The organism is Vibrio floridensis (genome assembly GCF_021852965.1).
Taxonomy (GTDB): domain Bacteria; phylum Pseudomonadota; class Gammaproteobacteria; order Enterobacterales; family Vibrionaceae; genus Vibrio; species Vibrio floridensis.
Genome location: NZ_JAKGCY010000011.1, coordinates 46601 through 63728, shown reverse-complemented (window position 1 = coordinate 63728; position 17128 = coordinate 46601). Strand labels below are relative to the sequence as shown.

Annotated in this window: 12 protein-coding genes; 6 read left to right on the top strand and 6 right to left on the bottom strand. The window is 50.2% G+C overall.

Annotation, left to right across the window (positions count from 1 at the left end):
* Positions 1 to 14: 14 nt before the first annotated feature.
* From LZU85_RS15575 to envZ, 6 genes are all read left to right on the top strand, one after another.
* Complete coding sequence (locus tag LZU85_RS15575) at positions 15 to 1496, top strand: ATP-binding cassette domain-containing protein (protein WP_176299387.1); 1482 nt, start codon at positions 15 to 17, stop codon at positions 1494 to 1496.
* 14 nt (positions 1497 to 1510) lie between these two features.
* Positions 1511 to 2488 (top strand): ABC transporter permease, encoded by a 978-nt coding sequence (locus LZU85_RS15570; protein WP_237287611.1) that lies wholly within the window; start codon positions 1511 to 1513, stop codon positions 2486 to 2488.
* Positions 2489 to 2515: 27 nt separating this feature from the next.
* Entirely contained in the window at positions 2516 to 4123 is a 1608-nt protein-coding gene (locus LZU85_RS15565) for a glycoside hydrolase family 3 N-terminal domain-containing protein (RefSeq protein WP_237287609.1), read from the top strand.
* A 133-nt stretch (positions 4124 to 4256) separates the two neighbouring features.
* On the top strand, positions 4257 to 6443 hold the full coding sequence (locus tag LZU85_RS15560) for a carbohydrate-binding protein (protein WP_176299385.1): 2187 nt from the start codon (positions 4257 to 4259) through the stop codon (positions 6441 to 6443).
* Positions 6444 to 6646: 203 nt separating this feature from the next.
* Positions 6647 to 7366 (top strand): osmolarity response regulator transcription factor OmpR, encoded by a 720-nt coding sequence (gene ompR / locus LZU85_RS15555; protein ID WP_176299384.1) that lies wholly within the window; start codon positions 6647 to 6649, stop codon positions 7364 to 7366.
* A 92-nt stretch (positions 7367 to 7458) separates the two neighbouring features.
* Positions 7459 to 8757: a two-component system sensor histidine kinase EnvZ gene (gene envZ / locus LZU85_RS15550; RefSeq protein WP_237287605.1), complete on the top strand. Its 1299-nt coding sequence runs from the start codon at positions 7459 to 7461 to the stop codon at positions 8755 to 8757.
* Between the two features lie 82 nt (positions 8758 to 8839).
* On the opposite strand, the gene LZU85_RS15545 is transcribed toward envZ, so the two are convergent.
* From LZU85_RS15545 to gmk, 6 genes are all read right to left on the bottom strand, one after another.
* A complete protein-coding gene (locus LZU85_RS15545; RefSeq protein ID WP_237287603.1) occupies positions 8840 to 10243 on the bottom strand; it encodes a uracil-xanthine permease family protein in 1404 nt (467 codons plus the stop codon).
* 255 nt (positions 10244 to 10498) lie between these two features.
* Entirely contained in the window at positions 10499 to 12580 is a 2082-nt protein-coding gene (gene recG / locus LZU85_RS15540; RefSeq protein ID WP_198102553.1) for an ATP-dependent DNA helicase RecG, read from the bottom strand.
* A 183-nt stretch (positions 12581 to 12763) separates the two neighbouring features.
* Positions 12764 to 13450 (bottom strand): tRNA (guanosine(18)-2'-O)-methyltransferase TrmH, encoded by a 687-nt coding sequence (gene trmH / locus LZU85_RS15535; RefSeq protein ID WP_176299381.1) that lies wholly within the window; start codon positions 13448 to 13450, stop codon positions 12764 to 12766.
* Positions 13451 to 13537: 87 nt separating this feature from the next.
* Positions 13538 to 15658, bottom strand: coding sequence for a bifunctional GTP diphosphokinase/guanosine-3',5'-bis pyrophosphate 3'-pyrophosphohydrolase (gene spoT / locus LZU85_RS15530; RefSeq protein WP_176299380.1), 2121 nt, complete (start codon positions 15656 to 15658; stop codon positions 13538 to 13540).
* 34 nt (positions 15659 to 15692) lie between these two features.
* Entirely contained in the window at positions 15693 to 15965 is a 273-nt protein-coding gene (gene rpoZ / locus LZU85_RS15525; protein ID WP_017420484.1) for a DNA-directed RNA polymerase subunit omega, read from the bottom strand.
* A gap of 126 nt (positions 15966 to 16091) precedes the next feature.
* Positions 16092 to 16715, bottom strand: coding sequence for a guanylate kinase (gene gmk, locus LZU85_RS15520; RefSeq protein WP_176299379.1), 624 nt, complete (start codon positions 16713 to 16715; stop codon positions 16092 to 16094).
* Positions 16716 to 17128: the final 413 nt, after the last annotated feature.

Genomic DNA, 17128 nt, shown 5'->3' with positions numbered 1-17128 from the left:
TAGGGAGACAGCGTGTGAGTAATGCAATTGAAGCCCGTGGTTTAAAAAAAGGGTTTGATGGTACTCCAGTGTTGAAAGGAGTCGATTTCACCTTAAAGCAAGGGGAGGTCCATGCGTTAGTGGGGCAAAACGGCGCCGGGAAATCCACGTTGGTGAAACTGATCAATGGTTTCCATACTCGTGATGGTGGTGAAATTCGCTTGTTTGGCAAAGCGGTCACCTTCTCGTCACCAAAGGCGGCGCAAGCCGCTGGAATTGCCATGGTTTATCAGGATCTCAGCCTCGTTCCGACATTAAGTATTGCTGACAATATTTTTCTTAACCATCCGACCGCAAGGCGCAGCTTGATTTCCAATCGGGCCCGCGAGCGTCAAGCGAAGCCGCTATTAGAGCTGCTGGGTGTGGAGATTGACCCTAGCCAGCTTGTTGAAACATTGAGCTTGGGTGAGCAGCAGCTGGTGGAAATCGCCAAGGCACTGGCGCTCGATGCCAAAATACTGGTGCTTGATGAACCGACGGCGTCGCTCTCGAACAATGAAATCAACGAACTGTTTCGTGTGATCGAAAAGCTCAAAACGAGTGGCATCAGCATCATTTATATCACCCACTATTTGGCGGACATCCTACGAATTTGCGATGCGGTAACAGTCCTACGCGATGGCTACAGTGTACTGGAAACCCCAACGTCACAAACCTCAGTGGATGCACTGGTGGAAGCGATGCTCGGCAATAAAAGTGATACCCAAATGGATTGGCTTCGCCCTGTGGTTGACACGCAGAAAGTGCCGTTGCTTGAACTCAGAGAGGTGACAACCGATCAACTGGATGCGATTTCGCTCAAAGTGATGCCAGGGCAAGTGGTGGGCTTAGCCGGTTTACTGGGCAGTGGCCGCACTGAAATCTTGCAAGCCATCTATGGTTTAACGCCACTCACCAAAGGGGAAGTCTTGGTTGAAGGCAAGCCGGTACACATCCGTTCACCGCGGGATGCGATTGAAAATGGCATCAATATGGTGCCCGAAGAGCGCCGTTCACAAGGGCTGGTGTTGGATTTTTCAGTCTTCGACAATCTTCTGATGGCTTCATTCGATCGCATTTCTCACTCTTTGGTTATTGATAAAAATGAAGGGCAAGACATTGTCGATGCAGCGATTCGTCGTCTTGGCGTAAAAACCGCTGGGGCGTCCCAAGCGGTCCGTTACCTCTCTGGCGGGAATCAGCAAAAAGTGGTGATTGGTAAGTGTCTCTCGACCCAAGCCAAAGTGCTGCTGCTCGATGATCCGACCTTCGGCATCGATATCAACGCCAAATATGAAATCATGAAAATCGTCAATCAGTATGTGGAACAAGGCAACGGAGTAATTTTTGTCTCCAGTGAATATGCCGAAGTGGGCAGCTTTTGCGATGTGATCTACGTGGTCAACAAAGGTCGAATCGTCAAACAGATCCAGGGACAACGAATGTCAGAAGAGGAGTTGCTGGCCGCGGTCCAGTAATAAGGAAATGAATTATGAATGAAAAAACCATCCCAGTGCCAAAAGAACGTTCCATCCAGTGGCGTGACTACATTATCTATTTTGTGTTTGTCGGCATCTTCATCTTCTTTTCCGTGATGTTGCACGATAAGGGCTTCTTGACCTCGATGAACTTGATGAATATCGCGCGTCAAACCGCCACCATCGCCATTATGGCGGTGGGCATGACCTTTGTGCTCAGTGCGGCAGAGATCGATCTCTCCTTTGGTGCGACGGTGGCCTTGTCGGCGATCGTCTCAGCGTTAACGCTGCAAGAGACGGACAGCATTTTGATGGCGGTTTCGGCGGCGTTGTTGGTCGGTACCATGATCGGCTTTATCAATGGCATTTTTGTTACTCAGGTCGGCATACCATCGTTTCTCGTTACCTTAGGGACAACGGGCATCATTACCGGGGTAGCGCGTTGGTCAACGTCTTTGCAATCCATTCCCATTGATAACGATACCTACGCCTTTATTTTTGGCTCTGGTGATATTGGCCCATTCTCGGTGCTGTTCATCTGGACCTTGGTCGTCACTGTGATTGGTGCCTTTGTGCTGCGTAACACTACGTTTGGTAAACATGTGTTGGCGACGGGGGGCAACAAAGTGTCAGCCATGTACTCAGGGATCAACGTCAATAGAATCAAACTTTATGTATTGATGCTCAATGGCTTTCTTGCCGCTTTGGCGGGCATTCTCTACTCCGGACGCTTGTACAGCGCACGATATACCTTAGGTGAGAGCGATTTGATGCTGGTGATTGCCGCGGTGATCATCGGTGGAACCAGTTTGTTTGGTGGCAAAGGCACCGTAATTGGCTCCGTGATTGGCGCATTAATCATGGGAATGGTGAATAACGGATTGATTCTGATGGGCCTCAACGTCGACCAGCAGCTTATTCTGCGTGGGATTATCGTGATTGTCGCGGTGACGTTCACCATGGGGCAAATTAAACAGTTGCGCAAAAAATAGCCGATAAAAATTTAAGGAGAACAAACAATGGTAAACCAACAACAGATCACTGAGCAGATCGCCAAGTGGAGCCTGAAAGAGAAAGTCGGACAACTGTTTATTTTGGCCTTTCCGGGCAAGTCGGCCCAGGCGGCGCAACACATGATCGCGGAATACAATCTCGGTGGTTGCTACTTGAGCCAAGATAACGCAGAAACCTTTGCTGAGGCACAATCGCTCAATAAAGGGTTGCAGAGCATCTTAGAGGCACATCAGCGTTTGCCTTTGTTGCTTGGCGTCGATCAAGAAGGGGCTTGGGGTGTGTTGGTGGGTGAGTCGACCACCGGGCCGGGCAACTTAGCACTGGGCGTGGCGGATCAAACGATGGGCACAGAGCAGATGTACCAAGTGTTTGCGCAAGAGATGCGCAGCGCCGGTTTTAACTGCATCCTTGGCCCTTGTTGTGATGTGAACCTCAACCCCGCTTCACCGATCATCGATACCCGTTCGTTTGGCGATCAACCAGAGAAAGTCTCTCGCCACTCTGCGGCCGCAGTGCGAGGCTTACACAGTGGTGGCATCACTGCGTGTGCCAAACATTTCCCAGGCCACGGTGATACCCATGGTGATACGCATCGCGATATTCCACGCGTTGATAAATCGTACGCTGATCTAAAGCTGAACGACTTAGCGCCATTCCAAGCGGCCGTGGATGCAGGCGTTGACTTGGTGATGACCAGCCATATTCTCTACCCACAGCTGGACGCTCATGCCCCAGCCACTCTTTCTGCGACGATATTGCAGCAAGTGTTACGCCAAGACATGGGATTTGAAGGGGTGATTATTTCCGACAGCATGAACATGGGGGCCATCGTCAATCACTACGCGCCTGTGGATGCCGCGGTCAAGGCCATGCAAGCGGGGATCACCATGATTATGCTCTCGGAAGAACATTATGATCACTCCGATGCTTATTTGGACAAACAACTGGCGATGATTCATGGCGTGATCGATGCCGTTGAGCAGGGTGATTTAGCGGAATCCGTGATCGATCAAGCGCTAGAGAAAGTGGTGCGCTTAAAACTGGAGAAACTGGTACCGATGGCGTTGTACCAAGATCTTTCCCTTGCTGCGAACCAACAAGTGGCAGCGGACGTTTCTCAGAGCGCGGTGACTTGGGTTCGAGGTGGTCTGTCACTCCGTGATCAGAAACTCTATGTGCTTAACGCGACACCAGCGGCAAGTTACCACAACTTAATGAATCCTCGTGGTATCGGCCCCAACCAAGCATTGCCCGCCTTCAGCGCCCTGTGCCAGGCGTTAACGGAGCAAAACGCCAATTGGCAATTGATCCAAGAAGAACAGTTGGATGCATGTCGCGATGGTTACTTGATTGTGGTGACCGAGAATCACCCATTGCCCGGAGAGGACTTTGAGCAAGTGGAAGCGCAAGCCAAGGTACAGCAGCTCAGTCAGGATTTCCCTAACCTGATCGTCCTTGCGCTACGAAGCCCCTACGATTTATTGCAGTATCCGCATGTTAAGCATTATTTGTGCGCGCATTCCCCAAGACCCGAAAGTGCCGCCGCCGCCGCTCGTGTCTTGAGTGGCGAGGTGCCTCCTGCACAAGGCTGCGCCGTGATGCGCGTCGCCTAAACAGACATTGATTCACCGGTAATCTGAATACACCACTGCTCATCATCGAGCAGTGGTTGGACTCCTAGTGGTTTGTGGTTGGGAGAGATGGACAAGGCAAGGAGCCTTAAACAATGACTCAACGAGGAAAAACATGTTCACAACGAAAAAAGCACTGCTAACAGCCTCTGTCGCAGTGGCGTTGGCCACACCCGCCCACTCGAGTGGTATCCAAGGTTTCTTAGATGCATTGCGCAACTTTGAATCGGGTATCAATCCCGCTCTGGCGGATTTTTACCTACAGAACCTTGATAATCCCGTGTACACCTATGCGCAGGTAACCAGTCCAGGACGATTGGTTCGTGATTGCTCTACCGGTTCAATGCTCTCGGAACCAACCACAATCAGTCAGTTTTTTACTAAGCTTGGTGTGGACACCCTCTACAATCCATTGACCCCAACGGACGCTGAAATGTTCCGTCAAATGCAATACAACTCAATGAACGCGTGGGGATTCATTGGCTATCAACTGGGTGAGGCTGTCTTGATTGATGCGGGTTACTACAGCCCGAAAACGGTCTCGATTGCGGGTAAAGATTACGACAGTTTCTACATGTTTGTGCCGGATTCGACGTGGGCTGGTTGTAAAACCGAGGCTCTGGCGGAAATTGAGGGCTCTGGTGGTAACAAGGTTTACGTGACTGACAACAACCGCTGGGAAGGGACGTTCGTTGGCAAAAATGGCGTGAACTCACTGGCGGATTTACGTTTACCAGAAAAGCAAGAGTTGGTGATGCGCGACGCCATGCACTTTAACGTTAAGGTGATCAGTAAACTTCTTGCTGATGCCAACGTGACTTGGGAGCAAGCGTTAGCGAAAAGCTGGCCCGGTACTGACGCCAATGGCAACCCGATCCAAATCCAAGCCACGATGTCCGGCATCCTTGCTGCCGCGCATTTGCGTGGGGCTTGGGGAACCGCAACACTGTTGACCAAAGATCAAATTACCTGTGATGAACTGGGCACTTGTATCACCACATACATCCACAAATTCGGCGGCTTTAACACCATTTTTGATACCCCAGCGAACGATGTGATTGAAGGTTCGCAATACAATGAAGTGCTGTCTGCGGGCTTGGGCAACGATATCGTGATTACCGGTGGGGGTGTTGACCAAGTGCTACTTAATGAGCAACTGGGCAGCAACACGACCATTTCTGATTTTACTGTCGGTGAAGACAAAATCATTCTACGAGGGTGGCAGGCAACGGATCCTCTCGCTGGCTTGGTTGTCGCCTCGGTCGCGGGGGGCACTGAACTGCAGTTCTCAGGACAAACGGTGTTGCTTTCAGGCGTGAGTGCTGCTGAGGTACAAGCGAATCCAGCAGCGGTGATTACGAAATCGGATATCTACAGACTGGCATGGAACTCAGGCAAGAAAGTGGTCACTGGTTTTGACCCGCTGGTCGACAAGATTGAAGGATCGGCTGGTATTGGCTTTAAACACTTGAAAGCGTACGAAACCGCAACTTCAGTGGTGATCGGACCGCAAGCGGAAGATGGTGGTATCTACGCATCTTATGAGTTGGTCGGTTTAACGTTAGCGGACATCAATCCAGAGATGTTTGTTAACGTGACTGGTGGATACGATCGCCTTGGTTATATTGTTCCACTCAACAGCGTAAGCTGGGGATGGAATGTGCAGATGGTGGTGAATAACTTCTATCCAGCGAAAACGGTGATCACAACAGCAAGTAACGAAGCGATCCCGTTCAATGCAGTTAAACTGACTCAAGCGGGAAGTGACACAGTATTAACCCTGTTAGATCCGTTTGCGCAGGGCAACAAGAAAAGCCTCGTGCTCAAGAATACTCAGTTGTCAGCATTGACGGCGAGTAATTTTGCAGGCTTCACTGGAAGCTTCAATGAAGTCACTACGGATATTCCGGTGTTCTACCAAATTACTGCTTCCGTCAGTGGGGTGGGTGGCGTCATTTCGCCAACACCAGATGCCGCTGGCGTGATCTCGGCACAAGGTGGCGCTGACTTTACGGTGAACTTCATTGCTGACACGGGCTATAAAGTGAGCACTATCGTGGTCAACGGTGTGACGCAACCTGTGGCGAGCAGCTTTACATTCCCATCTTTAGCCGCAAACCAAACGCTGGTGGTGAGTTTTGAACCGGGTAGTGCTTGTCCTGCCAACTGGGTTGCAGGACAAGTGTATGTTGGCGGCGATCAAGCGGTTTATCAAGGAAACATCTACCAAGCGAAATGGTGGACCAATAATGATAGACCCGATCAGGGTGGTCCTTGGCAGTTCGTTGCGCCATGTAACTAACGCTATTTTAGTTGAGACATCAAACCCGCCTTGTGCGGGTTTGTTTTATCTCAACGATTAGTGATGTGTAACGTTGCAACCTTGTGGTGCATAAGCTAAAAAGTAATAAAGATTAACAATTCTTTGCGCCACATTAGAATGATTGGTGTTACATTTTACCGAACCAAATTTGGTGGAAGCTTAGGAAATAGGTGGACGAACCCATGCAAGAGAATTTTAAAGTTTTAGTAGTCGATGATGATGCTCGCTTGCGTGCGTTATTAGAACGCTATTTGTCAGAGCAAGGTTTCCAAGTGCGCAGTGTCGCCAATGGAGAACAGATGGATCGCCTACTGACCCGCGAAAACTTCCACTTAATGGTACTGGATTTAATGCTGCCGGGCGAAGACGGTTTGTCGATCTGCCGCCGTTTGCGTAATGCCAATAACATGTTGCCTATCCTGATGCTAACAGCAAAAGGGGATGAGGTTGACCGCATCGTGGGTTTAGAAGTGGGTGCGGACGATTACCTGCCAAAACCATTCAACCCGCGCGAGCTGTTAGCACGTATTAAAGCGGTGCTGCGCCGTCAAACCATCGAGCTGCCAGGCGCACCAAGCGCAGAAGAGAAAGTGGTTGAGTTTGGTGAGTTTCGTCTGAACTTGGGCACTCGTGAGATGTTCCGTGGTGATGAGCCGATGCCCCTCACTTCGGGTGAATTCGCGGTGCTAAAATCATTGGTGACCAATGCGCGTGAACCGATGTCGCGTGACAAGTTGATGAACATGGCACGCGGGCGTGAATACTCCGCGATGGAACGTTCCATTGATGTGCAGATCTCTCGTCTGCGTCGCATGTTGGAAGAGGACCCAAGCAAGCCTCGCTACATTCAAACCGTATGGGGCTTAGGTTATGTCTTTGTTCCCGACGGTAAGCAAGCTTAACTTAATCTGACGATTTCTCCCCAATCCCTGGCTTTGACCAGGGATTGTTGTTTATTCTACTTTCGTACTCTACCTAGCTGCCGAGGTCCTTGATGCGTTTTCGTAGTTCTTTTACCCAATCCATTTTCATTTTCATTACGTTACTGCTCGCCAGTCAGGTGTTCTCGTATTACGCCGTCTTTAATTACGCATTGATGCCCAGTTTGCAACAGTTCAATAAGATCCTTGCCCATGAGTTAAACCTAGTGCTGGATGAAGACAGCGATTTGAAGGCAGATGGTCCTTTACGTCGACAGATGTTGGAACAGCTAGGGGTGACGGTACATAGCATGGACAGTGATCAAACGCGAGAGTTTGACCATGCGATGACCATTGACCTGATGAGTGAAGAGATGAGTCAGGAGCTCGGTTCTCCGACCGAAGTACGGTTGTTGCTTGGCAGTGAAAGCTACATTTTGTGGATGAAAATTGACGCGCTTCCAGGTTCACTGATCCGCATTCCGCTCTCTGAACTGCAAGAAGAAGATTTCGCTCCACTGTTTCGCAACAGTTTGATTGTGGCGCTGTTGATCATCGCTGGTGGTTGGCTGTTTATCCGTTTACAAAACCGCCCATTGATCGCGCTGGAGAAGGCGGCCAAGGAAGTCGGTCGAGGGGAAATCCCGCCACCGCTGCCAGAAAAAGGGGCCACAGAGATCCGTGCGGTGACGCGCGCGTTCAATCAAATGTCTCGCGGCATTCAAGAGTTGGAAGCTGACCGTGCGTTGTTGATGGCGGGTATTAGCCATGATTTAAGAACGCCGTTAACACGAATTCGCCTTGCGACTGAAATGATGTCACCAGAAGACAGCTATTTAGCGGAAGGGATCATCAGTGATACTGAAGAGTGTAATGAGATCATCAGCCAGTTTATGGACTACCTCAAACCGGTGAATACGCAAAGTTTCACCGAGGTCGACATCAATGGTATTTCTGGGGATGTGGCGAGCTCTGAAGGGGGTTACGAAGTGCAGATTGAGACCGCCTTCCAGCCTTCGATTCGCGCCGCTTTTGGCAGCCCGATTGCGATTAAGCGTGCCGTGAGCAACTTAGTGGTCAATGCACTGCGTTACGGTAATGGATGGGTGAAAATCAGCACGGGGATGACCGCAGACAGCAAGTTGGTGTGGGTGTGTGTGGAAGATAACGGCCCAGGGATTGAAAAATCACAAGTGGCGAAGTTGTTTGAACCTTTCACCCGTGGCGATACGGCTCGTGGTAGCGAAGGAACCGGCTTAGGGCTGGCCATTGTCAAACGTATTGTCAGCCAGCATCACGGCTCGGTGGTGGTGAACAACCGCAGCGAAGGTGGGCTCAAAGTGCAGTTGAGCTTTCCGACCAGCGAACGTTAGTCGTAACCCTATTTAGGACGGGTCAGAGTCAATTGGGTTAAAAAGGGTTGCCACAGTCGGCAACCCTTTTTCTTTGTGCAGATTAACGCTTTGTAATCGCGGGCTCGTGCGCCTTTTCCTCTTCTTCGTCCTGAAGCTTTTCAGGCAGAAGAAGGTTAAGCACAATCGCGGTAATGCCGCCAGCCGCAACGCCGGAAGAGAAAATGCTCTTAATGAACTCAGGCATAAACTGCAAAATCTCCGGTTTCTGCGCAATACCTAAACCCATCGAGAACGACAGGGCCATGATGAGAATGGCACGGCGATCGAGGTCAACACGAGAAATGATGCGCACACCTGCAGCGGCGATGGTGCCGAACATCACGATGGTTGCACCGCCTAAAACTGGTTCCGGAATCAACTGAACAAAACCAGCCACGCCAGGGAACAGCCCAAGCAGTACCAACATGCCTGCGATGAAGTAACCGACGTAGCGGCTTGCTACACCCGTTAGCAAGATCACGCCGTTGTTTTGGCTGAAAGTGGAGTTCGGAAAACTATTGAATACCGCCGCTAATGCCGAGTTCAGACCGTCGGCCAATACGCCGCCTTTAATGCGTTTCATGTACACCGGGCCTTTGACTGGTTCGCCAGACACTTCCGAGGTGGCGGTAATATCACCAATGGCTTCCAGCGCGGTGATGAGGAAAATCAGAACCAGTGGAATAAACAGCGACCAGTCGAAACTCAGACCAAACTGCATCGGGATTGGCAAGGCAATCAGTGCACTGCTGCTGGCTTGGCGAGTGTCTACCATGCCCATGAAGTAGGCCATGACATAGCCCACCAACATGGCAATCACAATCGACGCCACGCGTACGTAAGGGTTTTTGGCGCGATTGAGTAACACAATCAGGCCCAGTACGGTGCCCGCCAGCGCCAACTTATCGAGGCTGCCAAAAGTGCCATCGCCCAGGGCCGCGTAGCCGCCGCCCATCGATACCAAGCCGACTTGAATCAGGGTTAAACCAATTAAAGTTACGACGATACCAGAAACCAATGGCGTAATGATGCGACGCGCGTATTCCAGCACGCGCGAAAGGAGAATCTCTGCAAACGAGGCAACCAAAATGGTGCCAAAAATCGCCGCCATCATGCTCTCAACGCTGGCGCCGCCTGCCTTCAGCGCTAAACCAGCTCCGATAATCGGACCTAAGAAGTTAAAACTGGTGCCTTGTACAGACAGCAACCCAGAACCAATCGGACCAAAAGTGCGGATTTGAATAAAGGAAGAAATGCCCGAAGCAAACAGCGACATGCTGATGATGGTGTTGGTTTGTTCGGCAGACACGCCAAGCGCTTGGCAAATAATCAAGGATGGGGTGATCACAGCGACAAACATCGCCAGCAAGTGCTGCAGTGCAGCAAACAAAGTTTGAGGCAAAGGTGGACGATCGTTGAGTTGATAGATCAGATCCGTTTTACGCATCGGGTTCGGCGTTGTCATGGTATGTTCCTAATTGTTGTACGCAGACTTAGCGCTCGCTGAATGGGAGGCCAAGGTGAACGGATGTCATCATCTGTGATTGCTGTTATTCAGAAATCCGCTCTGGTTGGGAAGGTGAGAAAAGTCATCCTCACAATTTGTGCGGCATTATAGGGCGATTATTCTAAAAAGCAATCGTTTGCTATTTTCTATTGACGAAACAGGATGATGGATTCGACAGGGAGCGAAGAGAAGATGGTCAATGAAAGGCGTGGATCACGCCTTAGAATAAATATCACGCTCGCCCAACCAGCGTTCAATAATCGCGGCGGCATTTTGTGGGTAATTGTGGTGAATGTAGCGTGCAGCGCGCTGAACTTCGGGGATCAGTCGCTGGTCGCGGACGAGATCGGCAATTTTGAAATCCGCCAGGCCAGTTTGTTTGGTGCCGAGCAGCTCACCTGGCCCGCGGATCTCAAGATCGCGCTGAGCAATGACGAAACCATCGTTACTTTCGCGCAGCACCGAGAGGCGCTTTTGCGCCGTTTTGGACAGCGGAGCGTGATAGAGCAATACGCAGTGGCTTGCTACCGAGCCTCGACCCACGCGACCGCGCAACTGGTGCAATTGTGCAAGACCCAAGCGCTCGGGGTTTTCGATGATCATCAAGCTGGCGTTGGGCACATCGACCCCGACTTCGATCACTGTGGTGGCCACCAAAAGATGCAATTCATTGTTTTTGAACGCTTGCATCACCGCTTGTTTTTCAGCCGGTTTCATTCGGCCATGCACCAAACCAATGCGAACATCAGGCAATTTACGTTGCAGCTCTTCGGCAGTGTCTGCTGCCGCTTGGGCTTCCAATACTTCCGATTCATCAATCAGGGTACAGACCCAATACGCCTGCTTACCCTCATTGAGGCAGGCATGACGAATACGCTCGACAATGTCCTCGCGTTTGGTATCGGGAATCGCGACGGTTTGGATTGGGGTGCGCCCCGGCGGTAACTCGTCGATCACCGACGTTTCCAAATCGGCATAGGCGGTCATGGCCAATGTGCGAGGGATCGGAGTAGCAGTCATGATCAGTTGATGTGGGTAAGCGCCTTGTTTGGCGCCTTTTTCGCGCAGTTCCAAGCGTTGATGTACGCCAAAGCGGTGCTGTTCATCAATGATCACAAGAGCAAGATGGTCAAACACCACGTGTTCTTGGAACAGCGCATGTGTCCCGACCACCATTTTGGCTTCGCCACTGGCAATGCGGGCTAATTCGGCTTCTTTGGCTTTGCCTTTGAGCTTGCCTGCGAGCCAGCCAACGGGAATGCCCATTTTTTCAAACCAATTGGCGAAGTTGATCGCGTGCTGCTCGGCCAACAGTTCGGTGGGCGCCATCAGCGCCACTTGGTAGCCATGTTCGATAGCGCGTACCGCGGCCAAGGCTGCCACTAAGGTTTTGCCCGAGCCAACATCCCCTTGCACCAAACGCATCATCGGATGCGCTTTTTGCAAATCTTCTTCAATCTCTTGCACCACTCGCGCTTGGGCATTGGTCGGTGAAAAAGGCAGTTGGGCTAACAGCTGCTGTTTAAGCTGGTGGACGGGGGGAAGTGGCAGCGCGACATCTTGCTGACCTTTGCTGCGCACGGCGAGCATGGATAAGTTCTGAGCCAGCAACTCTTCCATAATTAAGCGAACTTGGGCAGGGTGCTTCCCTTCGTCGAACAGTTCCAGATTAATCTCCGGCGAAGGACGATGGATAATGTGCAGCGCTTGCCCCATGGTCAGTTGTTGGTCATACAACCCGGCAGGCAGTAACTCTTGAACCGCGGCTTTATCGAGCAGGGCGAGGGCTTGGTCTGTGAGGTTACGCAGCGTGATTTGCCTTAAGCCATCGGTGGTAGGATAAACAGGCGTTAAGCTCTGTTCCACATCGGGCTTTTGCGTTGGGGCGAAAAACTTGTAGTCTGGGTGAACGATCTCCAGCCCCATATTACCGCGCTTAATTTCGCCGTAAGCGTGTACTAACTTACCTTCAGCAAAATTGTTTTTCATTGCCGCGGTAAAGTTGAAAAAACGCAACGTGATGGTGCCATTCCCGTCACTGAGCTTCACCGTCAACATCTTGCGTTTACCAAACAAGGTATCCACTTGCATCACATGGCCCTGCACAGCGGCCCACAATCCGGCATGCAATTTGGCAATCGGGTAGATGCGGGTGCGGTCTTCGTAACGAAGTGGCAAGTGAAACAGCAGGTCTTGCACGCTGCTTAGGCCAATTTTCTCCAGTTTTTCAGCCACCTTAGCACCGACCCCACTGAGGGACGTGAGGGGGACAGCAGATAACAGTTGGGCAGACATATTGGCCTCAAGACAATGATAAACATAGCGTTATGTTAACCATTAGGCTGTGTTTTTGTACAGGAAAAAATAGGCTCTAGAAAACTAGAAAACTAGAAAACTAGAAAACTAGAAAACTAGAAAACTAGAAAACTAGATAACTAGATAACTAGATAACTAGATAACTAGATAACTAGATAACGACTATTTCTTTTGCATGTCTGCCCACCACGCAGGATCCGCAACAATTTGTCCGGCATCATCCAGTGGTGGGTAAGCGAGTCCTTTGCGTTTGGCGACCTTGGCCAACACCGGGTGGCCACGCTCAAACAAAATGCGGTTGATGGTTTCGGCATCAATCGAGCTTTCGTCGTTTTGGTACATACCCGCGGCTTCACGTTGGCGCTGCGCTTCATACAGAATCACCGCGCAAGCCACCGAAACGTTGAGTGATTGCACCATGCCCACCATAGGAATGATGATGTCTTGATCCGCCAGCGCCTTGGCTTGCTCAGAAACGCCAATCTTTTCGCTGCCCAAAATGATGGCGGTTGGTTGGGTGTAATCGATTTGGCGAAAATCGACGGCGCTATCAGAGAGGTTGGTCACCAACACTTGCATACCTTGTGCTTTTAAAGCGCTCACGGCGTCTGCGATGGAATCATGCGTATCCACTTCCACCCAGTTTCTTGCACCGGCAGAGGTGTTTTTCAATGTCTTCATCTGCTCGGTGGGCCACACAGCATGCACTTTGTGCAATCCCGTGGCATCGGCAGTGCGGATCATCGCTGACACATTATTGGGTTTATGCACTTCTTCAAGGCACAGGGTGAGATCGGTTTGACGCGCTTTTAAAACTTGTTGGATTCTCTGATAACGTTCTTCATTCATAACATTTTGAATTTGGCTTTCTGATAAAAATAAAAAGCCCTTGAAACCTTGATTTCAAGGGCGATGAAAAGCGATCGAATGCGGAGATCAGTTCTTGCGGCGACGCACGCGTGAACAAGATGGCATGACGCGAATCTTCTTCATGATGCCTGCAAGATGCACACGATCTTTGGTGGTCAGCAGCACCGTCACGGTATACAAACGGCCATCACGCTCTTCAGTCGACAGGCCATGGATGTTTGAACCGGTTTTGGAAATCACGTTAGTCAGCTCTGCCAAGGCACCTTGATGATTGAGCATGTCGACTTTAAGTTCCGCGATGAACTCTTGATCGTAATCGTCTGACCATGCCACCGCCATGTACTTGTCGGGCTCGCGTTGGTAGCCACGTACGTTTGGACAGGTCTCACGGTGAACCACCAAGCCTCTGCCGGGTGACACATGGGCAATGATGTGATCATCTGGGATGGGATGACAACAGTTGGCAAACGTCAGCAGTAATCCTTCCGAACCACGAATTGGTAGCTTCTTCTTGTTCTTGCTGTCACTTGAACGAAGCTCGGTGAGCTCGTCTGCATCACCTAACAAACGACGCGCAATCACGATACTCATACGCTCACCCAAGCCGATGGCGGCAAGCAGATCATCCAAAGATTGGATTTTGAGATCGCTCAAGACATGGTTGAGATTTTCTGGGCTGATGTCGGCAAGTGAGTGCTCACCGAGCGCATGATTTAACAAACGGCGACCCAGCGTCACCGACTCTTCACGACGCATGGTTTTCAGCACTTGGCGAATCTTAGTACGTGCACGAGAAGTCACCACATAGTTAAGCCATGCGGCATTTGGACGAGCACCTGGCGCACTGATGATTTCAATGGTTTGGCCATTTTTCAGCGCTTTGCTCAGTGGGTATGGATTGCGATCGACACGTGCACCAACGCAGGTATTACCGACATCGGTATGCACGGCATAGGCAAAATCCACCGCCGTTGCCCCGACAGGCAGTTCAACAATGCGGCCTTTCGGTGTGAAGACGTAAATCTCATCTGGGAAGAGATCTGATTTAACGTTCTCGATGAATTCGAAGGAGTTACCTGCGCTTTGTTGAAGTTCCAGCAAGCTTTGCATCCAGCGTTGCGCCTTCACTTGCGCCGTGGTGCCAGTGCGTTCGCCATTACCCTTATAAGACCAATGTGCCGCAACCCCTTTGTCCGCCATTTGGTCCATGTCTTCGGTGCGGATTTGCACTTCCACTGGAACGCCATGAGGGCCAACCATCGAGGTATGCAGCGATTGGTAGCCGTTGGCCTTAGGTACCGCAATATAGTCTTTCATACGACCAGGACGAGGCTTGTACAAGCTGTGCACCTGACCGAGTACGCGATAGCAAGTGTCGGCCGTATCGACCACGACACGAAACGCGTAAATATCCATAATGGTGTGAAAACGTTGCTCTTTGGTTTTCATCTTGTTGTAGATGGAAAAAAGATTCTTTTCACGACCGACTACGCGAGCTTTCAAACCCACTTCTTGCAAGCGGCCTTCAATTTCACTGTGGATACGTTGGATCATCTCTTTGCGGTTACCACGTGCAGATCGAACGACTTCTTTTAACACGCGGTAGCGATTGGGATAGAGGGCTTCAAAGCCGAGCTCTTCCAATTCGGTTTTAATATTGTGGATACCAAGGCGATGCGCCAGTGGAGAATAAATCTCTAGAGTTTCGCGTGCGATACGGCGTTTTTTGTCTGGTCGAAGTGCGCCCAAGGTGCGCATGTTGTGAGTGCGGTCGGCCAGTTTGATCAGGATAACGCGAATATCTTGCACCATCGCCAGCACCATTTTGCGGAAGTTTTCCGCCTGTGCTTCTTTGCGATCGCGAAATTTCAGCTTATCCAGCTTGGAAACCCCATCAACCAATTCCGCCACCGTATGGCCAAATTGTGCTTCGAGATCTTCTTTGCTGACGTCACAATCTTCAATGACATCATGGAGTAACGCTGCTTGTAGAGTTTCAACATCCAGGCGCATGTCGGCCAGAATGCGCGCCACCGCAACTGGGTGGATGATATACGGTTCACCGCTTGAGCGGGTTTGCCCTTCATGGGCATCTCGCGCTACCACATAAGATTGACGCAGAGCCTCTAGTTGAGGCTCTGTAAGGTATTCTTGGGCAACGTCTTTGAGGCTATCGAATAGATACAAATTATGGGCCCGGGATGTTGTGTTTTAAGGCGAATTAACGGTTGCGAGCGATGCTGCTAACGGCCGCTAATTCAGCTGCTTCTTGTTCTTGCTGTTCTTGACGCTCACGTGCATCAAGTACATCTTTAGTGATAAGGCCTTCTTCGATTTCGCGCAGTGCGATAACGGTTGGCTTATCATTCTCTTCCGGCACTAGTGAATCTTTGCCGCCAGTTTGCATTTGACGAGCGCGGCGAGCCGCAATCAGAACCAAGTCGAAACGGTTGCCAACTTTTTCAACAGCGTCTTGAACAGTTACGCGTGCCATGAGAACTCCAAATTAGTTAACTAAATTTTTTGAATGACGAGAAAGTATACAGGCTCTCAGTTCTCAGTGTCTAGCTTGAGCTACCTTGAGTTGTATTATTAGTGCCACAGAATGCTTTCTGGGGGCTTATTCTGCTAAAAGCGCGTCAAGCATACCGCTATATTTAGCAGCTTGTTTGTCTTGCTTCAATCTTTCTGCTCGGATAATGGCTTTAAAGTCCATCAAAGCAGTATCGAAATCATCATTGATGATCACGTAATCGTATTCGTTGTAGTGCGAAATTTCGGACTTTGCTTCCGCCATGCGTTTAGCAATCACCGCTTCGCTGTCTTGACCGCGCGTGTTTAAGCGGCGCTCAAGCTCACCATTGGATGGTGGTAAGATAAAGATGCTTTTGGCGTGTGGCATTTGCTCACGAATTTGGCGAGCGCCTTGCCAGTCGATATCGAGAAAAACATCAATGCCTTTATCTAGGGTGTTTTCAATCCAAACACGTGAGGTGCCGTAGTAGTTACCAAACACTTCTGCGTATTCCAGAAATTCACCTTTTGCAATCAGCTCTTCAAAATGCTCTTTCTCCACAAAATGGTAGTGCACGCCGTCTTGTTCGCCAGGGCGCATACCACGAGTGGTGTGAGAGACCGATACTTTCATTGCGTAAGTCGGATTTTTTTCCAGCATCGCGGAGATTAGACTGGATTTGCCTGCACCACTTGGCGCAGAGACGATATAAAGAGTACCTTTGCCCATCTGTTTTAGTCCACGTTTGGTTTGGATTGAGAGCGGATAGGGAATATCTGCCACTACTAAAAGATAGCACTGGCCGTGATGAACTCATCAGTTGATGACTTTTCGGCCAGAAAAAATGGAGGCGAAGAGTATCACGAACCGCGGGTGGTTACCAGTTGAAGTTCAGAGAGCTAGCCAGAATCGCCCAGTGATTGCGCAAGAGAGTAGGAAAGCGAAATAAAACAGAACGCGCTTCTTTAATACGCTGCTGAAATGGGGTTATGGTAGGGATATATTATGCCATACGAATAAAATGAGTATTCAATGTTGTTCGCATTGATCTCTATATTTTACCGCTTATCATGCTGTGGTATTAATAATTAACTTAGTAAGAATTTCTTACGAAATAGATCAATTATTTTCGATGTTCTCGG